Annotated in this window: 18 protein-coding genes and 1 riboswitch; of the genes, 9 read left to right on the top strand and 9 right to left on the bottom strand. The window is 67.1% G+C overall.

The features are described from left to right. Nucleotides 1–285 (bottom strand): PAS domain-containing protein (locus ACO48X_RS03690; RefSeq protein ID WP_485000617.1); only part of this gene is annotated, 285 nt, incomplete at its 3' end. Nucleotides 286–515: 230 nt separating this feature from the next. Here ACO48X_RS03690 and sucC point away from each other — a divergent pair. Further along, a complete protein-coding gene (gene sucC, locus ACO48X_RS03685; protein WP_485000616.1) occupies nt 516–1706 on the top strand; it encodes an ADP-forming succinate--CoA ligase subunit beta in 1191 nt (396 codons plus the stop codon). Nucleotides 1707–1718: 12 nt separating this feature from the next. Then, nucleotides 1719–2639 carry a succinate--CoA ligase subunit alpha gene (sucD, locus tag ACO48X_RS03680; protein ID WP_485000615.1) on the top strand — a complete coding sequence of 307 codons (921 nt, stop codon included), beginning with the start codon at nt 1719–1721 and terminating at the stop codon, nt 2637–2639. Nucleotides 2640–2669: 30 nt separating this feature from the next. On the opposite strand, the gene ACO48X_RS03675 is transcribed toward sucD, so the two are convergent. The 4 genes from ACO48X_RS03675 to ACO48X_RS03660 are packed head-to-tail and all read right to left on the bottom strand — an operon-like array spanning nt 2670 to nt 5996. Then, entirely contained in the window at nt 2670–3689 is a 1020-nt protein-coding gene (locus ACO48X_RS03675; RefSeq protein WP_485000614.1) for a cation diffusion facilitator family transporter, read from the bottom strand. Between the two features lie 2 nt (nt 3690–3691). Beyond that, the gene (locus tag ACO48X_RS03670) at nt 3692–4285 is read right to left on the bottom strand and encodes a hypothetical protein (RefSeq protein ID WP_485000613.1); all 594 of its coding nucleotides are present in this window, start codon (nt 4283–4285) and stop codon (nt 3692–3694) included. Next, nucleotides 4282–5199, bottom strand: coding sequence for a phosphatidate cytidylyltransferase (locus ACO48X_RS03665; RefSeq protein WP_485000612.1), 918 nt, complete (start codon nt 5197–5199; stop codon nt 4282–4284). The genes ACO48X_RS03670 and ACO48X_RS03665 overlap by 4 nt, the downstream gene beginning before the upstream one ends. After that, nucleotides 5196–5996: a CDP-alcohol phosphatidyltransferase family protein gene (locus ACO48X_RS03660; RefSeq protein ID WP_485000611.1), complete on the bottom strand. Its 801-nt coding sequence runs from the start codon at nt 5994–5996 to the stop codon at nt 5196–5198. The genes ACO48X_RS03665 and ACO48X_RS03660 overlap by 4 nt, the downstream gene beginning before the upstream one ends. 158 nt (nt 5997–6154) lie before the next feature. Between ACO48X_RS03660 and ACO48X_RS03655 the strand changes: the two genes are divergently transcribed. Further along, nucleotides 6155–6622, top strand: coding sequence for a nuclear transport factor 2 family protein (locus tag ACO48X_RS03655; RefSeq protein WP_485000610.1), 468 nt, complete (start codon nt 6155–6157; stop codon nt 6620–6622). A 161-nt stretch (nt 6623–6783) separates the two neighbouring features. Here ACO48X_RS03655 and ACO48X_RS03650 read toward each other — a convergent pair whose 3' ends face one another. After that, a complete protein-coding gene (locus tag ACO48X_RS03650; protein ID WP_485000609.1) occupies nt 6784–8037 on the bottom strand; it encodes an N-acetylglucosamine-6-phosphate deacetylase in 1254 nt (417 codons plus the stop codon). Next, on the bottom strand, nt 8034–8807 hold the full coding sequence (locus ACO48X_RS03645; protein WP_485000608.1) for a glucosamine-6-phosphate deaminase: 774 nt from the start codon (nt 8805–8807) through the stop codon (nt 8034–8036). The genes ACO48X_RS03650 and ACO48X_RS03645 overlap by 4 nt, the downstream gene beginning before the upstream one ends. 178 nt (nt 8808–8985) lie before the next feature. On the opposite strand from ACO48X_RS03645, the gene ACO48X_RS03640 reads away from it, so the two are divergent. The 6 genes from ACO48X_RS03640 to ACO48X_RS03615 all read left to right on the top strand — a co-directional run bounded on the left by ACO48X_RS03640 (nt 8986) and on the right by ACO48X_RS03615 (nt 17559). After that, the gene (locus ACO48X_RS03640; RefSeq protein WP_485000607.1) at nt 8986–10278 is read left to right on the top strand and encodes a cell division protein PerM; all 1293 of its coding nucleotides are present in this window, start codon (nt 8986–8988) and stop codon (nt 10276–10278) included. Continuing rightward, entirely contained in the window at nt 10275–10907 is a 633-nt protein-coding gene (purN, locus tag ACO48X_RS03635) for a phosphoribosylglycinamide formyltransferase (RefSeq protein WP_485000606.1), read from the top strand. Before ACO48X_RS03640 ends, purN begins: the two co-directional genes overlap by 4 nt. Beyond that, the gene (locus ACO48X_RS03630) at nt 10891–11979 is read left to right on the top strand and encodes an alpha/beta hydrolase (RefSeq protein WP_485000605.1); all 1089 of its coding nucleotides are present in this window, start codon (nt 10891–10893) and stop codon (nt 11977–11979) included. The genes purN and ACO48X_RS03630 overlap by 17 nt, the downstream gene beginning before the upstream one ends. Then, nucleotides 11979–12245: a hypothetical protein gene (locus ACO48X_RS03625; protein WP_485000604.1), complete on the top strand. Its 267-nt coding sequence runs from the start codon at nt 11979–11981 to the stop codon at nt 12243–12245. The genes ACO48X_RS03630 and ACO48X_RS03625 overlap by 1 nt, the downstream gene beginning before the upstream one ends. Before the next feature lie 26 nt (nt 12246–12271). Beyond that, nucleotides 12272–12350: riboswitch (ZMP/ZTP riboswitch) on the top strand. Nucleotides 12351–12359: 9 nt separating this feature from the next. After that, nucleotides 12360–14012 (top strand): bifunctional phosphoribosylaminoimidazolecarboxamide formyltransferase/IMP cyclohydrolase, encoded by a 1653-nt coding sequence (gene purH, locus ACO48X_RS03620; RefSeq protein ID WP_485000603.1) that lies wholly within the window; start codon nt 12360–12362, stop codon nt 14010–14012. Between the two features lie 154 nt (nt 14013–14166). After that, complete coding sequence (locus tag ACO48X_RS03615; RefSeq protein ID WP_485000602.1) at nt 14167–17559, top strand: bifunctional proline dehydrogenase/L-glutamate gamma-semialdehyde dehydrogenase; 3393 nt, start codon at nt 14167–14169, stop codon at nt 17557–17559. A gap of 320 nt (nt 17560–17879) precedes the next feature. Here ACO48X_RS03615 and ACO48X_RS03610 read toward each other — a convergent pair whose 3' ends face one another. Beyond that, nucleotides 17880–22301, bottom strand: coding sequence for an NAD-glutamate dehydrogenase (locus ACO48X_RS03610; RefSeq protein WP_485000618.1), 4422 nt, complete (start codon nt 22299–22301; stop codon nt 17880–17882). Nucleotides 22302–22355: 54 nt separating this feature from the next. After that, a partial coding sequence (locus ACO48X_RS03605; RefSeq protein WP_485000601.1) for an FAD-dependent oxidoreductase occupies nt 22356–23456 on the bottom strand: 1101 nt, incomplete at its 5' end.

Genomic DNA, 23456 nt, shown 5'->3' with positions numbered 1-23456 from the left:
GTCGTACTCACTGCCGTCGGAGGCCAGGTTTCGCACATAGGCCGCAAAAGGCTGGCCGGCTTTTATCGTTGCCCACATCGCGTGGAATGCCCCGCGGGGCATCGCCGGATGTCGGATGACGTTGTGGGGCGCTCCGATCAGCTCATCGCGGCTGTAACGCGACAGTTCGACGAAGACCTTGTTCGAATGGCCTATGATTCCGCGCTCGTCGGTTGCCGAGAAGAACATCTGGTCCGCACCCACTTCGTGTGTCTCGCCTGTGACTTCTGCTTGTTCGACCTTCATCGTTCTCTCCTCATCGTGGGTATTCGCCGTGTTCGCGCTTTCTGACGCGAACATCAACCAAATTTAGAAGACTCGCCAGTTTCCAAGAAGATGCGGGTATGGGTAGCGATACCCGTCGTGTGAATCGACACATCCGCGAGAGCGCGCCGATAATCTGCGGCGCTCGAAGGCGCCGGGGGTCTCGTCTAGACTTGATGAGTCTGGAAACGAAGACGTCGGAAGGACAGTACGTGGATCTCTACGAGTACCAGGCCCGCGAACTATTCGAGGCACACGGAGTGCCCGTGTTGGCGGGGATCGTCGCATCGACTCCGCAAGAGGCGGAGTTGGCCGCCCGCGAGCTCGGCGGCGGCCTCGTCGTTGTCAAAGCGCAGGTCAAAACGGGCGGCCGAGGCAAGGCCGGGGGCGTGAAACTCGCCCGAAGCCCGCAGGAGGCCGCGGACAGGGCCGAAGAAATTCTGGGAATGGACATCAAGGGCCATGAAGTCCGCCGCGTGCTAGTCGCCTCCGGCGCGGACATCGCCCGAGAGTTCTACTTCTCGACGCTGCTCGACAGGTCCGAGCGCAGATGCCTCGCCATGTGCTCGGTCGAGGGAGGCATGGACATCGAAACCCTCGCGAAGGAACGTCCGGAGGCGCTGGCCAAGGTCGCCGTCGATCCGAACGTCGGCATCGACGAGGAGAAGGCGCGCGAGATCGTCGGCGCCGCGGGCTTCGACGCCGAGACGGGCGAGAAGGTCGTGCCCGTCCTGCTCAAGCTGTGGGACGTGTACTCGGGGGAGGACGCGACCCTCGTCGAGGTCAATCCGCTCGTTTTGACGGAGCAGGGCGAGATCGTCGCCCTCGACGGCAAGGTCACGCTCGACGACAACGCGCGGTTCCGCCACAGCGGACACGAGGCGTTCGTCGACAAGGCCGCCGAAGACCCTCTGGAGGCCAAGGCGAAGGCGCTCGGCCTCAATTACGTCAAGCTCGACGGCCAGGTGGGAGTCATCGGCAACGGCGCAGGCCTGGTCATGTCCACGCTCGACGTCGTCGCCTACGCCGGAGAGGAATACGGCGTGGGGCCGGCCAACTTTCTCGACATCGGAGGCGGAGCCGACGCGAACGTCATGTCCAACGGCCTCGACGTCATTCTGGGCGACCCGGACGTGCGTTCGGTGTTCGTCAACGTTTTCGGCGGAATCACGGCCTGCGACGAGGTCGCGAAGGGAATCGTCGCCGCCCTCGACGCGTTGGGCGAGGCAGCCTCCAAGCCGATCGTCGTGCGCCTCGACGGCAATGCGGTCGCCGAAGGCCGCGCGATCCTCGCCGAAGCGAACCACCCCCTCGTCACCCTTGTCGACACGATGGACGGAGCGGCGGCCAAAGCAGCCCAGCTGGCCGCCGGGTCGGCCGCGAAACAGTCGGACGCGAAGTAAGGAGCAGGCTCAATGTCCATCTTCCTCGATAGGAATTCGAAAGTCATCGTCCAGGGAATGACGGGCTCCGAAGGGCGCAAGCACACGCGCCGGATGCTCGGCGCGGGCACGAACGTCGTCGGCGGGGTCAACCCCCGCAAGGCGGGGGCCTCCGTGGAATTCGACGTCGCCCCCATCGGCCCGGGGGCACAAGAGCGCCGGGCCGGCGCCGTTTCCGTCCCCGTTGTCGGATCCGTCGCCGGGGCGACGGGGGCCGCGGGCGCGAGCGTCTCCGTCGTCTTCGTTCCGCCTGCGCACACTTTGGGCGCCGTCATCGAAGCCGTCGACGCCGGACTCGACCTTGTCGTCGTCATTACCGAGGGCGTGCCGGTGAAGGACGCGACGGAGTTCTACGCGTACGCCGCCGAGCGCGGCGTCAGGCTCATTGGACCGAATTGCCCCGGGATCATCTCGCCCGGCCAGTCGAACGTCGGCATCACCCCTCCCGACATCACGGGGCCCGGGCGCGTCGGCCTCGTGTCGAAATCGGGCACGTTGACCTACCAGCTCATGTACGAGCTTGCCGACCTCGGGTTCACGACGTGCATCGGCATCGGCGGCGACCCCGTCATCGGCACCACTCACATCGACGCCATCAAAGCCTTCGAGGCCGACCCCGACACGGAGCTCATCGTCATGATCGGCGAGATCGGGGGCGACGCCGAAGAGCGCGCCGCCGCGTACATCGCCGAGCACGTGACGAAGCCCGTCGTCGCATACGTCGCTGGTTTCACCGCGCCCGAGGGAAAGACGATGGGGCATGCGGGGGCCATCGTCTCCGGCTCGTCCGGAACGGCCGCGGCCAAGAAGGAAGCCTTGGAGGCCGTCGGCGTGCGCGTGGGCAAGACGCCCAGTCAAACGGCTGCGATTGCCCGCGAAATCCTGGGGGTCTGAGGTCTCAGCGCCGGGGGCGGCGCCGGCGCTTCAGGAGCCGTCGGGAGTGCGCGCGGCGCTCCTTGACGCGGCGTCCACGTAGCCGCAGGCGTGAATCCCCGATTCGCGCCGCGAGGCCGAATGGGTCTCCAGTTGGAACGTGGAATGGCGGATCGCAACGTCGAAGTGCTCGGCCACGCACGTTCTCAGATCTTCGAGTATCGCCACCGCGTGCCCGTCCTGGAAGCAATCGTCGCCGACGACAACGTGCGCGGAGATGACTGGCAGGCCTGTGGCGACCGTCGAGGCGTGAAGATCGTGCACGCCCAGGACGTGGTCGAGGCCGAGCATGTGCCTGCGGACCTCGTCCAGGTCCAAGCCGCGAGGGGTGGTCTCCATGAGGATCGCCCCGGCTTCCCCGATGAGCTTGACGGCACGCGGGAGGATGAGGGCGGCGATGAACAGGCCGGCCACGGCGTCGGCGCGCTGCCATCCTGTGGTCGCGATGACGACCGCCGCGACTATGACGCTCAGAGAGCCCAGCGCGTCGTTGGCCACCTCTAGGAAGGCCGCGCGCATGTTGAGGTTGGACCGCCGGGCCGAAGCCAACGCCAGCATCGAGGCGGCGTTGCCGACGAGGCCGACGAGGCCGAAGACGATGAGCGTCTTCGACGGCATGTCGGGAGGTTTGCGAAGCCTGCCGACGGCTTCGACTACGACGTAGACTCCGACTCCGGCCAGCACAGCCGCCTGCGCCAGCGCGGCGAGGACTTCGGCTCGCCGATACCCCCACGTGCGCTTGGACGACGGCGGCCGCCGCACGAGCGTCGCGGCTACGAGCGCCATGAGAAGCCCCGAGGCGTCGATGACCATGTGCACCGTGTCGGTCAGCAGCGCGAGGCTGCCCGTGAGGGCGGCGCCGATCGCCTGGGCGAGGAGGATTGTCGCGGTGATGGCAAAGGCGACTGCGATTTTGCCCCGCGTGTCCGGCGATTGGGCGTCCGGCGTCTGCCCGCCCGGCGAATCGGACGGGGCGAAGGGCGAGCCGTGCGCGTGGTCGTGCGGCGCCATCGTCACCGCCCTCCGTCGTCCCAGTGGCGAATCACTTTGCGCAGAAGGACGCCGAAGGTCAATCCCGTCGCCGCGAGGTACGTCCCGTAGAACCTCCGGGCCGTCCGGCCGAGCGGGACCTCGAGAACGCGGATCCCCGCGGTGAAGGCGAACATCCGCGCCGCGCGCTCCCCGGCGGCGTGGAGGAGGACGGGGCCCGCAGACATGCCGCGCCGGCCCGATTCGGCCGCGAAGAGCTTGACCGGGATGCCCGTGAGCGCCTGTTTCCAGTAGCCGGATGCGCCTTTGTCGAGGTATTCCGACGTCGCGCGCTCCATTCCTGGGCGGGTCCACGGCGCGGGCGGGCGCGCTCCCGCGCGGGTGAGCGCGTGGGTGAGCGCGACCCCGGCGACCGACCCCGCAACGACCGCCGTCGCACGCCTGAACAGAAGCCGCGGCTGGGCGACCCCCAGCCAGACCTGGCTCATCTCCGCCATGACGGGGAAGGAAACGGCCTCGGCCATGCCCCAGGCGAACATGATCGCGTCCCCGCGGGCGCCCTTCATCGCCGCGTTGACGGCGGAGTGGACGGAAGAGACTTGCACACGCGCTTTCATCGCAGCACCGCCGCGAGGGGAAGGACGAGCAGGAGGGAATCGACGCGGTCGAGCAGGCCGCCGAAGCCCGGCAGCCAATCGCCCGCGTCCTTCACGCCGGCCGCGCGTTTGACCATCGACTCGAGCAGATCGCCGAGCACGCCGCCCACGCCGACGGCGACGACGAGTCCGAGCGTGATGTGCCCGAGGAGCGTGAGGATGACGACGGCGCCCGCAAGCGCCCCGACGAGCCCGCCCACGGTTTTGTTCGGCGAGAGCGGGGACAGCGGGCGGCGCGCCCAGGCGAATCTTTTCAGGCCCGTCCCTCCCGTCCAGGCTGCGACGTCGGCGGCGGCAGCGGCGAAGGCGATGAGGAAGGCGTCGTGCCACAAGACGACGAGGTGCGCGAGCGACCAGGGGATCCAGATTGAGGCGAAGCCCGTCAGCGTGGCCCTGCGCACGCCGTCGACCGTGTCTCCGGCCACAACTGCGGGCAGAGCGCACACGAGGACCATGACGGGGGCGAGCGCCATCATGTTCGGGCGCTGCCAGGCCGTCAGGGGATAGAGGACTGCGAGAACGCACAAGAGGATCGTTTCCTGCCGCGGCAGGCGCGTCATCCGGGCCAGCTCTCGAATCGCCTGGAGCCCGAGGAGGGCCGCGAGAAGCGCCGTTGTTCCCTTGCCCATCCAAATGGGTATGCCGACGGCGGGGATGATAATCGCCCAGGTGGTCCACCGGCGGTGGAGCTCTCTTTTGCGGGAGAGCGCGACGCCGATTCCCGCAAGAAGCAGGATTGTCAGGGCCGTCACCGCGAGGAAGACCGCGCGCCCTTCCAAGCGCCAGCCGGTGAAGGGCACAGTGAACGTCCAGGACCTGTCGCCTCCGACGAGCCAGCCGATGAACGAGTCGCCGAGCGTCGTTGGTTGGATCATTCGAACTCCTTCTCAGGTCGCTCGCTCTTGGCCTCGTCTGCCTCGGCCGCGCTGCCCTCCGCGTCGTTCTGCCCGGCGGCTCGTTCTTCTCTGGCTGTCCTCTTTTGGGCGGCCGCGCCTTCGTCCTCGACGTGGCCGTTCTTTCCCAGCGCGGCGATGTCCGGCGGAGGGGCGGGCGCCGCCCTGTCCGCAGGAGCGGGCCCGGCCGTTCCCCGCAGCGCCCTGTGCGTCTTCGCAAGCCTCACGGCGGCGGTCGCGAGGGATCCCGCGACGACGATCCAGCCGAAAACGGCCAGATGCTGAGGGAAGGCCGCCGCGAGAACGGCGGTGAGGCACCTCTCCGTCTTGCCGAAGGGGCCGCCGTTCAGGCGCGGCGCGCCCGCTCCGGCCGCGCAGAGCGAGACGAACGTCGGCAAGGTGGCCGCCGCGGTCGCTGCGAGCAGAAGCGCCGTCGTCGACGTCGGCGAATCCGTTCGAACGGACAGGCCGACCAAGCCCGCCATGATGAGAAAGTCGGAAAAACGGTCGCCGATCTCGTTGAGGACGAAGCCGAAAGGGCGGGAGACGCCGCGTGCGCGGGCCACTGCGCCGTCGAGATTCGCCCCTCCGAGTCTGGCCGCCAGGAAGACGAAGGCGGCGAGCCACCAGCCTTCGACGATCGCCCACGCTCCGAGCGCCGCGGCCGCCACTCCGACCGCCGTCCAGAAATCCGGCGAGATTCCGCGGCGGACAGACGCGGAGACGACGAACCCGAGGCGTCTGGTATACCAATACTTCAATGCGTACAGGGACTTCACATCGATAGCTTATAGGCGTTGAGGCGGCATGCCCATGGGCCGTCCGTGGGAGCCCCCTGCGGAACGCCGGGTGCGCCCAATCCCCGAGGTATCATCGGATCGGCCGAGCGGAGTTCGTCGGGGCCGCCGGTCGGAAATCACGCGAAAGGCGGAGAGAAATGACTGAAAACGCAAGGGAAGCCGTCGGCAAAACGTCAGGTTCGGATGCCGAGGCCGATGGCTGCGCGGCGGACGCTGTCCGCGTTGCCGGCGCTTGCGGCGGAGGCGTCGAGGGCGAGACTGTGCTTGACAGGTATTTTGCCCTCTCGGACACGGCCGGCGAGGCGCCGGAAGACTTCGAGGAGCTCGTATCGCTCTTCAGCTCTCAGGCGCAGATTTTTCCCGGGCGCGGCGGCGCCGTCGAAGGGATCGACGCCGTCAGGGCTTTCTACCGCGAATTTTTTGATCGCAACGTCGAATTGCGCCACGTGTGGAAGGCGAGAGTGCAGCCGGACGGGCGGCACTTTGCCCGCTGGGCGGTTGCGGGGCGCAGATCGTCGGACGAGGTCTTCGCCCTGTCTGGTTGCGACGTCGCCGAAATGGACGACGTCGGCCGAATCCTGAAACTCCGCGTCGAGATCGACTGAAACGCCGGCTCGCTCCCTCCCGGCCAGTCGGCCGGTCAGCTGGCCCGGCCGAGGCGCAAGGGCCCGCCTCGCGCCGGAGATTCAAATCGGGCGCGGCGCGTCCGCGCGGAAGGCCGGGCGGCGTTCGCGCGGGGCTGAGGCCGAGCGCATCGCGGGCCGGATCACTCCCTGACGACGCACACGGGGGAGAAGCTGCGGTCGAAGACGACGAAATTGGGCCGCTTGCCCAGCTCGAAATCGAGCGTGACGCCCTTCGCCCCCTCGATGGAGGCCGCCTTTGCGGGAGCGGCGACGCAGGCGCGCACGATCTGCCCGAACGGGAGGGCGCCCCGCCGGGCGAACAGCGCGAGCTGGTCGCTCAGCCGGGAGCAGCCCCCGGCGATCGTCTGCTTCCCCGCGAGCCGCGCCGCGCCCTCGCGCACGTCGACGTCGAGGCCCCCGAGGGCGTACCGCCCTTCGGGCATGCCGGCTGCGGCCATGGCATCCGTGACGAACGCGGCGTTTCCGCGCACCCATCCGTGCACGTCTTCGACGAGGGCGGGGGCCAGATGGACGCCGTCGCCGATGGTTTCCACGATCGCGCCGCCTTCCCTGGCGGCCGCCAGAAACTCCCTGACCGGGCCGGGTTCGCGATGGTCGATCGGCGGCATCGCATTGAACAGGTGCGTGACCGTCTGCGGCACGCCCTCAAAGCCGAGTTCGGCCGCGCAACGCGACGTGGCTTCGAGGGCTTGTGCCGCAATTTCGCCGCTCGCGGCGGTGTGCCCCCAGGAGGGCTTGGCGCCGTGGGCGAGCAGGATTCGGACGGCCTCCATGGCGTGATCGGCCTCCGGGGCGATGGTCATCGTCTTGACGAAGCCCTTGCCCTCCTCGAGCCACGCCGTGAGCTCTTCGGGGTCGGCGCCGCGGATGGCGGCCGGATTCTGGGCGCCGGCCTTGTGGGGCGAGACGTACGGGCCCTCCATGTGGATTCCGGCCAGGTCGCCCGATTCGCAGAAGGGGAGGAGCGCCCGGATCGCAGGCAGGGGATCGGCCATCGAGACGAGGGAGGCGAGAAGCGCCGTCGTCCCCGAAGCGCGGTGGGCCTCGATCGCCTTGCGTATTGAGCGGGGATCGACGTCGTCGGGGAAGGACGCGCCGCCTCCGCCGTGGCAGTGGACGTCGACGAGCCCCGGCGCGATGAAGGCCCCCGAGACGTCGGCCTCGCCGGAATAGCCGCGCGGCAGCACGCGGGCGAGGACGCCGCCCTCGAGCACGAGCCCGCCGCCGGCCTGCCTTCCATAGCCGTCGTAAACCGTGCCTGAGACGACCGCGTCGGGCTTGAGGGCTTCGACCGCGACGCCGGGCTCGTCCGCGCCGATGCCGACGCGGCCTGCCCCTGCGACGGCGTCGGCCCGCCTTTGGCCGGCGGTCACGCCAGGCTCCAACGTTCGCGGTAAAGGTCGGCGTATTCGAGGAGTTCCGCGGCTTCGGCGTCGACGAAAACGGTGAGGTCGGGATGCATCTGGGCGACGGTCGCGGGCCATTTCGCGCTGATAGCGCCCTCGATCAGCTGGCGCACGGCTTCGGCTTTCTGAGCGCCGAAGGCGAGCAAGAGCAAGGACCGGGCCTCCATGATCGTTCCCAGCCCCTGCGTGATGCAGCGGGAGGGGACCTTGCCGACGTCTCCGTCGAAGAAGCGGGCGTTGTCCGTGCGCGTTCGGCGCGAGAGAACTTCGACGCGGGTGCGCGAAACGAGCGATCCGCCCGGCTCGTTGAAGCCGATGTGCCCGTTGGCGCCGATTCCGAGGATCTGCAGGTCCACGCCGCCCGCCGCAGCGATCGACGCCTCATACTGCCCTGCAGCGAGGCGCGGGTCGGCGTCCGCGCTCTCGGGGGTGCGAAGGCCCGCCTCGGTCAGCCCGGTCTTTTCCGGCCCCACAAGCTCTCGCCGCAGGACGTTGCGGTACTTTTCCGGATGGCCGTCCGCGATTCCCACGTATTCGTCCAGCGCGAAGGCGGCCGAGCCCTCCAGGGTGAAACGCCCGGCGGCGTGCGCCTCGCGCAGCTCGGAGTAAAGGCCTTCCGGCGTGGATCCGGTTGCCACGCCGAGGTTCGCATTCGGCTTGCGGGCCAGAAGATCGACGATGCCGCGCGCCGCGGCGGCCGAGGCTTCCTCGGATGTTTCGAAGATGCCGATCTGCATTGCCAGTCCCTTTCTCGACGCGCCGTTCACGTTTCGCGGCGCTTCGTTGCAATACCGTTGGTCAGTGACGTTTGCCTTCAAGAATACACGTTTGCGGCAAATTTGTCTTACAAATTCTAGGCGGGGAGTTTCGGCGTGTGTCCGCCTTTTCCAAACGGGGGATGCGACCATTGGCCTGATGAGCACAGAGGAACGCCGCGCATGCATTGCGGCCGCCTGGGTCCCGGTCAGGGTGCTGGCGGTCGTGTGGACGACGGTCACGGTTTTTGCGATTTTCGCCTACGCCGCGACGGTCTCTTCTCCGACCCTCGGCCACGTCGATTGGCACGACGCCGCGAAGGCTGGAACATCAATCTTTTTACTGGCGATGGGAGGCTCGGCGGAGGTCGGGAATGCAAGCGTGACCCTCATGCCGTTGAGCGTGACTCTGCTCATCTGGTGGTTCGTCTCTCGCTCTTTCCTCGCAACGGGGGTCGATTCCTGGGCTCAGGCGGCCTCGGCTGCGGCATCGTCCTTCGCTTTCACCCTTCTCGTCGGGCTCGCCGCCCTTCCGGGCGCCGGACGCTTTGGCGGCGCCGTCGGGGCTGCGGCTCTCACATGCGCTGCGATGGCCCGGGCCCGCTGGCGGACCTCGCGCCCCGACGGCCGCGTCTGGGGACTCCTTGAAGGCTGTCGCGGCGAGCTTCGGCCCGTCTTGCGCGCCCTCGCCGTCGTCTCCGTCTGCCTTTTGGCCGTCGCCCTCGTTCTCGGCCGGAGCTCGATCGCCGCCATCAACGGCTACTACGTCCAAGGGGCCGTCGGCGCCGCCATGCTCGCCGTCGTGCAGCTGGCCTACCTTCCCAACATCATCGTCTGGGTCGCCTCCTTCGCGCTGGGGGCGGGTTTTTCCGTGGGCCGAGGCACGGATTTCTCGGCGTTTGGCGTGACGAGCCTCCAGCTGCCCGCGATTCCGGTTTTCGGCGCTCTGCCCAATCCGGGCGTGCGGATGGCATGGCTTCCCGTCCTTCTCGCCTTCCTCGCATTGGCGTGGTTCGTTTGGCGCTCGCGGGCCTATTCGAGTCTGAAAGAGGCGTCCGCCGCGGCGGGGGCGTGCCTGGCCTGCCTCTGTGCCCTCGGCGCCGTGGCCGCCTTCCTTTCGGGAGGGGCCCTAGGCCCGGGGCGGATGTCCGACGTCGGCCCTCGCCTTGTTCCGCTCGCCCTTGGTTTCGCCGTGGCCATAGGGCTGCCGTGCGTGCTCGGGCTCGTCGCTCCGCGTGCGGCCGCCGCGCTCGGCTCCCGCAGAACGGGGCCGGCGGAGGAGGCGGAAGAAGGGCCCTCGACAACGGGGTTCTCCTCCCCGCAGGCAGATCGACTTTCGCGTGATGCCGCCGACTCTTTGGCCTCCGACGGAAGGCGAGACCTCGAAAACCGTACGTTTGCCCGCCCGTCGAAGTGGCAGGGGAACCGGCGTGACGATACATTTATCGAGTGAGCAGCAAGCGCGGTCCCACTCGCCTCGTGGTGCTTGTGTCGGGCACAGGATCGAATATGCAGGCCCTCCTGCACGCCTGCGCCGACCCATCCTACGGGGCGCAGATCGTCGCGGTGGGCGCCGACCGTCGAGGCGCCGCCGGAATCCGGGCCGCCGAAGAAGCCGGAGTTCCGACGTTTGTCCGCGTCCTTTCGGAGCACTCGTCGCGGGAAGAGTGGGACGCGTCTTTGCGCGACGCCGTGGCAGAGCACACACCCGACATCGTGGTTCTCGCGGGCTTCCTCAAGCTCGTCGGCCCCGAGTTTCTTGCGGCGTTCCCGCAACGCGTGGTGAACACCCACAACGCGCTTTTGCCTTCCTTTCCTGGAATCCACGGTCCGGCCGACGCCTTGGCGTACGGCGTGAAGGTAACCGGCGCAACTCTATTCGTCGTCGACCCCGGAATGGACACGGGGCCGATTCTGGGACAGACAACATGTCCGGTTCTCGAGGGAGATTCCGAGGAAGCGCTGGTAGAACGAATTAAGGAAGTCGAGCGTGTTCAGTTGGTTGAGCTAATCGGGCGAATGGCGCGCGAAGGCTGGTGGGTCGAAGGCAGAAAGGCGGGGATAGGTGCTCGGTCCAGATAAGCTTCTTACGCTCATAGTGTTTGCCGTATTGACGGTCGCCAGCGCGGCGGCCGCGGTATGGCTCATCGGGCGCGAGCCCACTCGCAAGATTCGGGCGCAGGCCTCCGCCGCCATGGTGACCGCCATCGTGGGCGCCATCAGCATGACGGGCATTCAGATGAACCGGACGCTCGGGTATGCCGCAAGTTGGAGCGACGTGCCGGGCCTTTTCTTCATGAAACCCGATGGAAAGGGCTCGACGACGCCGGTCCGCAGGCCCGTTCCCAGGCCCGAAGCCGGCGATCCCGAATTGCCGGGCCACCACGGAGACTCGAGGTGGAAGGTCAAGTTCACGAAGGATTCGAACGGCGCCTACCAGACGAAATTCAGGGGGCCGATCTCGGGGATCAGTCTTCCCGTATGGGTGTGGACGCCTAAGAACTATTCGCCGACGAACGGGAAAATCTACAAGGTCATGCTCATGCTGCACGGATACCCTGGCAACCCCTACAAGGTTCCCACGCAGCTCAATCTCCAAAATGCCATGAAAAAGCATCCGAACACGATTATGGCGATCCCGTCACTCAAGGTCGACGCCACGTCTCCCGACTGCGTCGACATCAAGGGGCGGCCCGCCGTCGGATCCTGGGTGGTAAACGACATCGTCGGCATGGTCCGCCACAATTTTCCCAACACCGAGAAGACGCGAAAGGGATGGACCATCGCCGGCGCCTCCTACGGCGCCTACTGTTCCGCCGTCCTCGGCCTCACCCATCCCCAGACTTTTTCCAAGATCATCTCATTTTCCGGCTACGATCAGCCGGAGACGGGGCGTTTGCTGGGTGCGCCGCCTCGTGTTCGGCGAGAATTCAGCGTGTCTAACCTGTTGTCGAAACAAAAGGCGTGGCCGCAGCGGCTTTACGTCACGGGTTCCAAAGGCGACCCAAAGTCGGCCGCCTTCGTTCAGAAGCTCAAGAGAATATCGACGCCGGCGGTCAAAATCACCTCGCTGCTCCAGCCCATCGGCGGCCACAACTGGGGTGTGTGGCGCAAGGAGCTGCCCGCCGCCTTGGCATGGAACGGAAAGGGCTGATGTTTGCCATAACCGGCGGAGGGACGATCTTCGTCAGCTTCCTTTTGACTGTCGCGTGCATCGTTTGCGCCGTGGTGTACGGCCACCGCTTTCGATGGGAGGGCCACCACGCGGCATGGGGGGTCCTGGCCCGGTCGGGAATCGTGTTTCTGGCCATTTTGTGGGGATGCATCACCGTGCTCCTGCTCTTCAACAGGGTGACGCTCACGGTCACTTCCTTCGGCGATCTGGACGCCTTCCTCTACTTGCTCGGCTTTTCCGACTGACGCGCATGCGCGTCGAGCCGTATTATGAATGCGTCGGCGACTGGCGTTGGATGGGATTGACCATCGGGGAGCGAAGTCTCGGCGTCGCACGCCTGGGCGCCGGAAAGGAGAGACATGCGCATTCCCATTCGCAGAGCGGTCATTTCCGTCTTTGACAAGGCAGGCATCGAAGAGCTCGCCGCGGCGCTTCACGGCGTCGGCTGCGAGATCGTCTCAACCGGCTCAACGGCCGAGGCCATTCGGTCGGCGGGCGTGCCGGCGACGGAAATCAGTGAGATCACCTCGTTCCCGGAGTGCCTTGACGGCCGGATCAAAACCCTCCACCCCGCGGTCCACGCGGGAATCCTCGCAGACCGGCGACGCCCGGAACACATGCGGCAGCTGGCCGAGCTCGGCGTCGAAGGCTTCGACCTCGTGGTCGTCAACCTCTATCCCTTCTCCCGGACCGTCGCCTCGGGGGCGGACTACGAGGAGTGCATCGAGAAGATCGACGTCGGCGGGCCCTCGATGATCAGGGGCGCCGCGAAAAATCATGCGAGCGTGGCTGTGGTCACGGACCCCTCGGACTATGCCCGCGCAGCCGAGGCCGCCCGGCGAGGGGGCTTCGACGCCGACGAGCGGGCGGCCCTCGCGGCGAAGGCCTTCGCGCGCACCGCCGCCTACGACGCGGCGATCGCCCGCTGGACGGCGAAGATTCACGGGAAAGCCGTTGCGGGGGAAGCGGCCGCGGGGGGCGCGGACATCGGCGGCGAAGGGCTTTCAGGCAACGTCGGCGAGGCGGAGTTTTCGGGAGTCGCCGCCGGCGGAGCAGGCCGTCCGGGAACGTCCGCGGGCGAAGAAGACAAGCTGTTTGGCTGCGTCAAAGTCGCCGATCTGCGCTACGGCGAGAATCCCCACCAGGCGGCCGCGCTTTACTCGGCGGGCGAGGGCGGGGTCGCAGGAGCCGTTCAGCTCGGCGGGAAAGAAATGAGCTACAACAACTACCAGGACGTCGATGCCGCAGTGCGGGCAGCCTACGACCATGCCGAGCCCGCCGTGGCCGTGGTCAAGCACGCCAACCCCTGCGGCGTGGCCGTGGCCGAGGACGTCGCACAGGCGCACGCGGCGGCCCACGCCTGCGACCCGATCTCGGCCTACGGCGGCGTGATCGCCGCCAACAGGGAGGTCGATGCCGCGATGGCCGAGCAGGTGGCTCCGATCTTCACCGAGGCGATCGCCGCCCCCTCGTTCAGCGCCGAGGCGTTGAAGATTCTCTCATCCAAGAAGAATCTGCGGATCCTTCGGGTCGAGCCGGTCGACGTTGCGCGCGACATTCGGCCGATATCCGGGGGAGCGCTCGTTCAGGAACGCGACAGGATCGACGCCGAAGGCGACGACCCCGCGCAATGGCGCCTGGTTTCCGGAGAGCCCGCCGACGAGGCGACTTTGCGGGATCTGGCATTCGCGTGGCGCGCGGTGCGCGCGGCAAAGTCCAACGCGATTCTTTTGGCCGACTCGCGCGCCACGGTGGGAATCGGGATGGGGCAGGTCAACAGGGTCGATTCGTGCCGCCTCGCCGTGGCGCGGGCCGGCGAGCGGGCCGCGGGCTCGGTCGCCGCCTCCGACGCCTTTTTCCCCTTCGCCGACGGCCTCGAGGTCCTTCTCGACGCAGGGGTGCGTGCCGTCGTGCAACCCGGCGGATCGGTTCGCGACCCGGAAGTGATTGAGGCCGCCCAGAAAGCCGGTGTGACGATGTACCTCACGGGTGCGCGCCATTTTTCCCACTGAATCCGCCGTTTCCAGAGGCTCGCGGAGCCGCGTCGGCCATTCCGCATGGGCGGGCGGCGTCGGCTCCGTGAAGTTTCTTCCCGGTTTTGTGCGGAAAGGGTAAAAGAATCCCTTACACTAAAGACCGAATAGACGTTGACGAAAGGATCCGACAATGACGATTGACCCCGTTCTCATTGATCGCGCAGTGGAACGAGCCCGCCAGTGGAGCGAGGCCGCACGGGCCTACCCGACGGCGCGATCCGCCAAGCTTTTGTCGCAGGTTCTCGACCACGAGGGAGGCCTCGACTACACGGTGAACTTCGTGGACGGGGTCATCCGCCCTGAAGACCACGGCGTGGCCGCCCGCAACCTCAAGCATCTGTCCAAGCGCGACTCGGCTTTCCTGCCCCCGTACCTCGCGGCGCCCGCGAACGTCGGCGGAAGGATCGCGCCCTTCGTTCCCTCGCTGGCGTCGTCGGCCGCCCGCCGCGTCTTCGCGATGCTCGTCGGCGACCTGGTCCTCGACGTGACGCCCGACAAGCTTGGCCCGGCGATTGCGAAGCTTCGTGCGGACGGCTCTCGGCTCAACCTCAACCTTCTGGGCGAGGCAGTCCTCGGCGACAAGGAGGCGGCCCACCGCATGGAGGCGACTGCGGCCCTCATCGAACGCGACGACGTGGATTACGTTTCCCTCAAAGTCTCCGCGGTCATCGGGCCTCACGCGCCCTACGGCCACGCGGCGGCCGTCGAGGAAGCCGTCGAGAAGCTTCTCCCGCTTTACAGGCTCGCAGCCGCATCCAGCACCTTCATCAACCTGGACATGGAGGAGTACCGGGACCTCGATCTGACCATCGACGTGTTCACGCGAATCTTGGATCGCGAGGAATTCCTCGGATACCGCGCAGGAATCGTCCTTCAGGCTTACCTTCCCGACGCCCTCGGCAGGCTCAACGGGCTGACCGAGTGGGCGCAGGCCCGCCGCGCCCGAGGCGGCGCCCCGATCAAGGTGCGCATCGTCAAGGGCGCCAACCTTTCCATGGAAAGAGTGGATGCGACGATGCACGGATGGGAGCTGACCGTTCAGGCGGACAAGGCCGACACGGACGCCAACTACATCGCATGCCTCGACGCCGCGCTGACCCCCGAGAGGGTCGACGCAGTCAACATCGGCATCGCCGGCATGAACCTTTTCACGATGGCTTACGGATACGAGCTAGTGCGCGAGCGGGGCATCGCCTCCGGCGTCGATTACGAGATGCTTGCGGGAATGGCGACGCCGCAATCTCACGCCGTCCGCGACACCGTCGGCCCGCTCCTCTACTACGTGCCCGTCGTCAGGCCCGAGGAGTACGACGTGGCCGTGGCCTACCTCGTGCGCCGCCTCGAGGAGAACGCGGCGCCGGAAAATTTCATGTCGAACGTGTTCGACTTGGAGAAGGCCGATACCTTCGCCTTGGAAGAGAAGCGTTTCCGCGACGCCGCCGGGCTTGTCCCGGGCTTGTCCTACGGGCCGCGCCGCAAGCAGAATCGCTTCGAGCGCACCGTTGTGCCCGACCGTTTTGAGAACACTCGCGACACCGATCCCGCGCTGCACGCGAACATCGAATGGGCCGAGAAGATCGCCTCGCGCATTCCCGACTCGAAGCTCGGGGCCGACGTCGTCGCGGAGAACATGGTCAATTCCGACGCCGAGGCCCGCAAAGTCGTCCAGTCCGTGGCCGGTGCAGCCAAAAAGTGGGCGGCGCGCACGGGCAAGGAGCGGGCGCAGGTCCTGCGGTCCGTCGCCCAGGCTATCGAGGACCACCGCGGCGAGCTCATCGAAGTCGCCGGGAGCGAAGCCGGAAAGGCCATCGACCAGGGCGACGTCGAAGTCTCGGAGGCCATCGATTTTGCGCTCTACTACGCGGACCTCGCCGAGGAGCTCGACACTCTCGAAGGCGCCGCGTACGTTCCGGTGCGCACGACCCTCGTGACGCCTCCGTGGAACTTCCCGATCGCCATTCCCGCGGGCGGCGTGCTGGCAGCGCTGGCGACCGGCTCCGGCGTCGTCTACAAACCGGCCAAGCTGACCCGACGCACGGGATCCTACCTCGCGAAGCTCATGTGGGAGGCCGGGGTCCCCCGCGACGTCCTCGCCCTCGTGTGCATGGACAAGTCCTCCTACGGGAAGGTCCTCGTCGAAGAGACCGATCAGACGATCCTCACCGGTTCGATCGACACGGCGCGGATGTTCCGCTCGTGGCGCCCCGACCTTCGCCTGTTCGCCGAGACCTCCGGCAAGAACGCGATCATCGTCACCCCGAATGCCGACATCGACCTCGCGGTCAAGGACGTCGTCTACTCGGCCTTCGGCCACGCCGGCCAGAAGTGCTCCGCGGCCTCGCTCGTGATCCTCGTCGGGTCGGTCGGATTCTCCAAGCGTTTCCAGCGTCAGCTCTGCGACGCCGTCCGCTCGCTCAAGCTCGGGCATCCCCACGACCTCGCCGCCCAGATGGGCCCGATGGTCGAACCTCCGCACGGCAAGCTGTTGAAGGGCCTGACGGAGCTCGGCGAAGGCGAGGCATGGGCGATCAAGCCGCGCAAGATCGACGACAAACTCTGGAGCCCCGGCGTGCGCGCCGGCGTCATGCCGATGAGCGAGTATCACCTGACCGAATACTTCGGCCCGATTCTCGGCGTCATGAGGGCAGACACCCTCGGTGAGGCGATCGCCTGGCAGAACGCCGTCGACTTCGGTCTCACCGCCGGCCTGCACTCGCTCGACCCCGAGGAGATCTCCGCCTGGCTCGACCAGGTTCAGGCCGGCAACGTCTACGTCAACCGCGGCATCACCGGCGCGATCGTGCGCCGCCAGCCGTTCGGCGGATGGAAGCGCTCCTCGGTGGGCGCCGGGACGAAGGCCGGAGGCCCGAACTATCTCATCGGACTCGGGCACGTCGAATGGGCGGACAAGGACCTCGGCCGCGCCCAGATTTCGAACGAGACGCTGTGCGGGGCGCGGGTGATCGCCGAGACGATGGACGGCGTCGACCAGGATCGTTTCCTCGCCGTCGTCGAGGGAATGGACAAGGCTTTGTCTGGCCATTTCCAGCCGGCAGACCCCAGCGCCCTCGGGGTGGAAAAAAACGTTCTGCGCTACATTCCCTTCCCCGAAGTCGTCATTCGCCAGTCAGGCGCGGGATCCGGAGACGTCATGGCGTTGGCCGCCGGCGCTTTGGCGATCGGCGCCCGCCCCAGGGTCTCGACGTCCGCGGCGCTTCCCAAGCAGGCTGTCGACTTCCTCGAGTCGAGGGGCGCCGAGGTCGTGCTCGAATCCGAGGATGACTTCCTCGCCTATGCCGCCACGCGGGCGAACTCGGCCGACGGAGTGCGTTTCCGGCTCATCGGCGCCGATCCGAAGGCGCTTGCCGAGGCCGTCGGCGGAAGCGTCGACGTCGGCGTCTACGCCGAACCGGTCACCGGCAGCGGGCGGATCGAGCTGCTTCCCTTCGTTCAGGAGCAAGCCGTGTCGGCCACGAACCATCGCTTCGGAAATCCGACGAGGCTTCTGGACACCGTGATCTAGGGGCGCGGGCGCGCCTAGAGGCGCACACTGCCGACGGTCCGCGGTCCCAAACCGTTGGACCGGCGGTCCAGAGCCGCCTATGCCGGTTGAAGAATCAGGCGGAGGGGCTCCTCTCTTGAAGAGGAGCCCCTCCGTTTTGCCGTCGTTTGGGTCCAGTTCGTGTGGATTCTGTTTGTTTTATTTGAGGCCTGTCGCATCCGCACAGCTTTTGCGCCCGCTCGATTTGCTCAACGGCGCCAAAGCCACGGCGGCTGTGCCCGTGCGGCCTCTGGACGTCGGGCTTCCCGCGGGCTGCCGGTTGACCGTTTGGAGGGGCGGCTCTAGCTTCTGGCGAGCGCGCGCATCGAGCGCAAAACGACGACGAGCGAGGCGAGGGAGGCTTCCTGTGAGTCGGCCAGCGCGGCGGTCGCCTCAATGGCCCGCTTCGAGCCAGGGCGTTCGTCGAGCCATGCTGCGACCCGATCGGCGCTCTGTTCCGTGTCGGCGAGTATGCGCTCGGTAAGTGCCACCGCCGCCGCACGCAGATCGGCCTCCGTGGCCGACTGCGCCGTGGCCGTCCACACGTCGGTCACCGGAAGCGCGGCGTCAAGTTCGAGCAGTCTGCCGATCGAAAACCGGCCGTAGACGTCAAACATGACACGCAAGACCTCGCCGGGATCCTCGCCCGTGCGGGAGGCCGTGTCGATTGCGTCCATAAGCGCCGTGGCCCTTGTCAGATCGGAGAAGACGGCGGCCAGCGCCTCGGGCACCCCCGTGGCCGCGGCCTCGTCGATTTCCTGCGAACGCCTGCTCAGATCGGGTTCGGCCAGAAACGCGTCGAGGCGTCCGATCCAATCGCCGACGGCGGCGAATCGTTCCACCGTGTCGCCGATGGGCGCGGCCGGCGCCTGGATGAGCCAGCGGACCGCGGCGTCGAGCGTGCGCCTGAAGCCGAGGTAGAGCTTGGTCTGGGTCTGGGCGGGGATGCGGTTGTCGAGGGCCTGGACGGCGTCGGTGAATCCGGCGAGGTCAAGGATCTCCCGGGCGGCGGCGAAGGCGCGCACGACGTCTTCGACCGCGGCCTGGGTGTCCTCGATCGCGCGGAGTGTGAAAGTCAGGCCGCCTCGGTTGACGATCGAGTTTGCCACGGCGTTGGCGACGATCTGGCGGGCCAGGGGGTGGCTTGCCAGTCTGTCGGCGTAGGCGGCGGCGATTTGCGGCGGGAAGTAGCCGCGCAGGTCGCGGGCGAACCATTCGTCGTCGGGCAGGGAGGACTCCAGGATGTCCTTTTTGAGGGCGATTTTCGTGTAGGCCGTCAGGACGGAGAATTCGGGGCTGGTCAGGCCGCGGTCAAGCGAGGCGGCGCGTTCGAGCAGGGCGGCGTCGCTCGGAAGGAATTCGAGGCGCCTGTCGAGGTCGCCTCGCTCTTCGAGGCAGTGCATGAGGCGGATGTGTTCGTGGGCCATGGCCGGTCCGAGGGCTCGGGCGTTGCCGAGCAGGACATTTTGCTCGTAGTTGTCGCGCAGGACGTGCGCGGCGACGTCGTCCGTGACGGAGGCGAGGAGTTCGTCGCGCCCGGCGCCGGTCAGTTCGCCCGAGGCGACCAGCGGCGCGAGGAGGATCTTGATGTTGACCTCGTGGTCGGAAGTGTCCACACCGGCCGAGTTGTCGATCGCGTCGGTGTTGATCCGCACGCCGGCCAAGGCCGCCTCGATGCGTCCGCGTTGGGAGAATCCCAGGTTGCCGCCTTCGCCGACGACCGTGCATCGAAGGTCGGCGCCGTTGACGCGGACGGCGTTGTTGGACGGATCCCCAATTTGTTCGTGGGTTTCGTCGCTGGCCTTGACGTATGTGCCGACCCCTCCGTTGAACAGCAAGTCGACGGGAGCGGTGAGGATGGCGCGGACGGCCTCCGCCGGGGTGAGAGACTCCACGGCCTCGTCGAGTCCGAGCCGCCGGCGAACCTCGGGGGAGACCGGGATGGATTTGGCCGATCGGGGCCAGACCCCGCCGCCCGAGGAGATGGCCGAGGCGTCGTAGTCTGCCCACGAGGAACGCGGCAGCTCGAACAGACGCTTGCGCTCGGTGAAGGAGACCGCGGGGTCGGGGTCCGGGTCGAGGAAAATCGATCGGTGGTCGAAGGCGGCCACCAGGCGGATGTGTTTGGACAGCAGCATGCCGTTTCCAAAGACGTCGCCGGACATGTCGCCGATGCCTGCGGCCGTGAACTCCTCGGACTGGGTGTCGATCCCGAGTTCGCGGAAATGCCGCTTGACCGACTCCCACGCCCCGCGGGCGGTGATTCCCATCTTCTTGTGGTCAAACCCGGCCGAACCGCCGGAGGCGAAGGCGTCGTCCAACCAGAACCCGTAGGCGCGCGAGACGGAGTTGGCGATGTCGGAGAACGTCGCGGTTCCTTTGTCCGCCGCGACGACGAGGTACGTGTCGTCTCCGTCGTAGCGGACCAGTCCCTCGGGCGGGACGACCTTCCCGTCGACGAGGTTGTCCGTGACGTCGAGCAGCGCGCCGATGAAGATCCGGTATGCCGCTATGCCTTCGGCCAGCCACGCGTCGCGGTCTGCGGACGGATTGGGCAGGCGTTTGGCGAAGAAGCCGCCCTTCGATCCGGCGGGCACTATGACGGCGTTTTTGACTGCCTGGGCCTTGACCAGACCGAGGATCTCGGTGCGGAAATCCTCCCTGCGGTCTGACCAGCGCAGCCCGCCGCGGGCCACCGGGCCGAAACGCAGATGCACGCCCTCCACGCGAGGCGAGTACACCCATATTTCATATAGGGGCCGAGGCTCGGGAAGAAATCCGATGCGACGCGGCTCGAGCTTGAAGGCGAGAGAAGCCGCCCCGGTCAAATAGGCGTTCGTGCGCACGACGGCGTCGATGACCGCGAGAAGTCCATTGGCGATCCGCTCGTCGTCGAGGGACGCCGCCTTTCCGACGCCTTCGACCAGGGCTTCGCGCAGTTCGCTGGGATCGGCGGCGTTGCCGGGCTGGAACCTGGCCTCAAAGTACTCGACGAAAGCCCTTGCCAGTTCGGGGTTTTTCACGAGGGATTCGCGCAGGTAGGTTCGCGAGAAGGGCAGGCCCGCCTGCCGCAGATAGCCCACAAGGGCGCGGAGAACGGCCACCTGGGACTTCATGAGTCCGGCTGAAAGCACGAGGGCGTTCAGCGAGTCCGACTCCATCTCGCCCGTCCACGCCGCCGTCACGGCTTCGACGAACCGTTCGTCGGCGTCGGTCCAGCGTTCGGGGCTTTCAGCGCGCAAACCGAAGTCGAACATTTTTGCGTCTCCGAATGTGTACGGGCGTTCGTCGGTGACGACGAGGTCGAAGTTCGAGAATATCGGCAGGATTCGGGTGAGCGAGACCTCTTCGCGCACGAAGACCTTGAGACGGCGGGCGTCGGGGGAGCCTTCGGGGGCGTAGAGCTCCAGCTCGAAGCCCCCGGGTTCGAGCTTCGCCAGCCGGGCGGCGTCGCGGGCGCCGGTTTCCGGCGAGTACTCCGTCTTATAGGCGGCAGGCACGAGGGAAACGTCGGCGGCGGATTCGGCGGCGACGACGAAGCCCTCGTCCCAGTCGAGCGTGGCTCGGGCCACGACACGGGCGAATTCTTCTTCGTCGACGTCGGTTTTCGCCCCGCACACGATATAGCTCATGTAAGCAAGCGGGCCGGAGCTGACGTCGAGCTGCGTGTCGATTTCGGAGCTGGCGAAGGTCTCTTCGACCAATTGGGCGATCCGCGCGTGGGAGTGCGCGGTGAAATGCTCACGGGGAGTCACCACCAAGCATGCGACTGCCCCAGGGAAGATGTCGGAGTGCAGGATTGTGGTGGTTCGCGATTGGGAGATGCGCGAGACGTCGGCGAGCAGGGCCTCGGGGCTCAAGAGCATGAGGATGTCGCGAGGATAGCTTTCCAGGATCTGGAGAAGGTCCTTGCCGGAATGCGAGTCGCGGGGCAGCCCGGAGGCGTCCATCACGGCGTTCGCCCGCGAGGCTGCAAGAGGCGTGGCCAGAACGGAGGACGCGTAGGTGTCGGCGGTCATGAGGCCGAAGATGATCGTGGGCCCCATTGCGAAGACGTCGATGTATGCGTTGCGGTGCACGCTTGACCGGTAGCTCGACTTTGTGTGGATGAGCGTCGGCGCGAAGTGGCGGCTGGCCGCCTGCCGGGGAGAGATGGTGGCCAGGTGTTCGAGCTGTTTGCGCAGATCCGGGTATCTGGCGGCGAGGCCGAGCGTCTGTTCGTCGTCGAAGGCCCCCAGGATCGTGAACGATCCGTCGGCTATCCACTCGAGCGTCTTGCGGTCGTTTCCGGACAGCGTCGTCGCGGCTTTGCGCGCGAGCTCGGTCATCTCGGACCAGTCGGCGACCGTCGCGTGGACGTCGCCGACGACGTCGTTGAGCGCCTCGACGAGGACGGCGTCGGGCGTCGGCGCGACGTCGGCTGCAATCCACGATTCACCGTCGATGACCGGGTGAAACAGCCGGGTGACGGCGTAGCCGCGGGCCTTGATCGCGATGGAGACCGAGTCGACGAGAAAGGGGATGTCTTCGGTGACGCACAGGACGGTCGATCCTTCCAACGCCAGAGCGGTTCTGCCGTTGGCCTGTTCGGAAAGCCGCCGGTGGGCGGAGATCAGATCGGAAAAATCCTCGTTGGCGAGGCTCGGATCGATGCGTTTGACGTGGTCCATGTAGGCTTGCACGACGTCGAATCCGCCGCCTGTTTCGGTGAGGTCGGTAGGCATGCTCACGCTCCTTCGTGTGTGACCCTTATAAAATACCCCAATCCGAGACGAGGATCACAGCCTGACTCTGAGCGTTTTTCGGGCGCGAGAAAGTTCCCGCGGCGAGTCGATCGCCAGCAACGCTGCGAGTTCGCCCGCCTTCTCCCAACGGATGACGAGCCCTTCGGCCGTGTCGATGCGCTCGCCGCCGAGGATGCCTCCGGCGTCGGATGCACCCCAAGGGCCTTCGAGGTCGGGAGGGGGTCCCTCGGACGCTCCGTCGGCGGACCCTCGGGCGCCGTCGGCCCGCCCTGGAATGCCGTCGGCAAGGCCCGGGATTGCGCCGACGAAGCCGATCTGTCTGCCGAATTGGGCGGAGAAGACCTCCGGCGGCGCTAAAAACCTGGGCGGCTTTCCGCCGCACACGGCCGCCGCTGTGAACGCCCCGTCGGCGAGCGCCTTCGTCCAATGTCCGCCCTTCCGGGGGCCGTGCGGAGTGAGGGCGTCCGCGCAGTCTCCAACGGCGTACAGCCCCTCGACCGGTTGGCCGTTGCGAAGGACTCGGGTCCACATGTCGGTGACGAGCGCTCCCCGGACGCCGACGTCGACGGCGGGCTCGATCGCGGGAAAGCTAGGCGCCGCGCCGACGGCCTGCACAAGAACCCGCCGTTCCGGCGTCGAAGGCCGATTGAGCGGCCGCGGCCTCTGCCCGGCCGACGACGCCGGCCCCGACTGCGAGCCTTCCGCGGATTCTCCTTCGATTGGCCATCTTTGGCCGAGGTGGAGGCTCACTCCGGCGTCGTCGAGCCAACCGGACCACAGGTCGTCGACCGCGCCGCCGAAGGTGCGCCCGAGGATGTGGAGCGAGGACTCCCACAGGTGAACCTCGCAAACCGCGCTTGCGACCGAGGCGAGCTCGGTTCCGATCCAACCCGCTCCGACGATGTCCAGTCTGACGCCGGGCGCGAGCGAATCTGCGAGCCGCAGCGCGTCGGCCGCCGTGTGAAGGGCGAAAGCTCCGGGCGCGCCGGTCCCGGGCGAGCTTCCCGACGCAATGATCGCGGCATCGACCGGCGTCTCGTCCGCCAACCACGCCCCGTCGCCGCGCCGCAGCCGTTCGACGGGACGAGGAACGACTTCCGCGCCGAGGCTCGCGAGGTCGCCGAGCCCTTGGTC

The sequence above is a fragment of the Peptidiphaga sp. genome (genome assembly GCF_057238965.1).
This window is presented reverse-complemented; position numbering and strand designations above follow the sequence as displayed.

What these genes read in the sequence shown, in the direction of transcription:
- ACO48X_RS03610 (WP_485000618.1), bottom strand. Translation starts at nt 22,301, where the DNA reads ATGCCTACCGACCTCACCGAAACAGGCGGCGGATTCGACGTCGTGCAA.
- ACO48X_RS03645 (WP_485000608.1), bottom strand. Translation starts at nt 8,807, where the DNA reads ATGCAGATCGGCATCTTCGAAACATCCGAGGAAGCCTCGGCCGCCGCG.
- ACO48X_RS03670 (WP_485000613.1), bottom strand. Translation starts at nt 4,285, where the DNA reads ATGAAAGCGCGTGTGCAAGTCTCTTCCGTCCACTCCGCCGTCAACGCG.
- ACO48X_RS03625 (WP_485000604.1), top strand. Translation starts at nt 11,979, where the DNA reads ATGTTTGCCATAACCGGCGGAGGGACGATCTTCGTCAGCTTCCTTTTG.
- ACO48X_RS03640 (WP_485000607.1), top strand. Translation starts at nt 8,986, where the DNA reads ATGAGCACAGAGGAACGCCGCGCATGCATTGCGGCCGCCTGGGTCCCG.
- ACO48X_RS03615 (WP_485000602.1), top strand. Translation starts at nt 14,167, where the DNA reads ATGACGATTGACCCCGTTCTCATTGATCGCGCAGTGGAACGAGCCCGC.
- purH (WP_485000603.1), top strand. Translation starts at nt 12,360, where the DNA reads ATGCGCATTCCCATTCGCAGAGCGGTCATTTCCGTCTTTGACAAGGCA.
- ACO48X_RS03675 (WP_485000614.1), bottom strand. Translation starts at nt 3,689, where the DNA reads ATGGCGCCGCACGACCACGCGCACGGCTCGCCCTTCGCCCCGTCCGAT.
- ACO48X_RS03655 (WP_485000610.1), top strand. Translation starts at nt 6,155, where the DNA reads ATGACTGAAAACGCAAGGGAAGCCGTCGGCAAAACGTCAGGTTCGGAT.
- sucD (WP_485000615.1), top strand. Translation starts at nt 1,719, where the DNA reads ATGTCCATCTTCCTCGATAGGAATTCGAAAGTCATCGTCCAGGGAATG.
- ACO48X_RS03665 (WP_485000612.1), bottom strand. Translation starts at nt 5,199, where the DNA reads ATGATCCAACCAACGACGCTCGGCGACTCGTTCATCGGCTGGCTCGTC.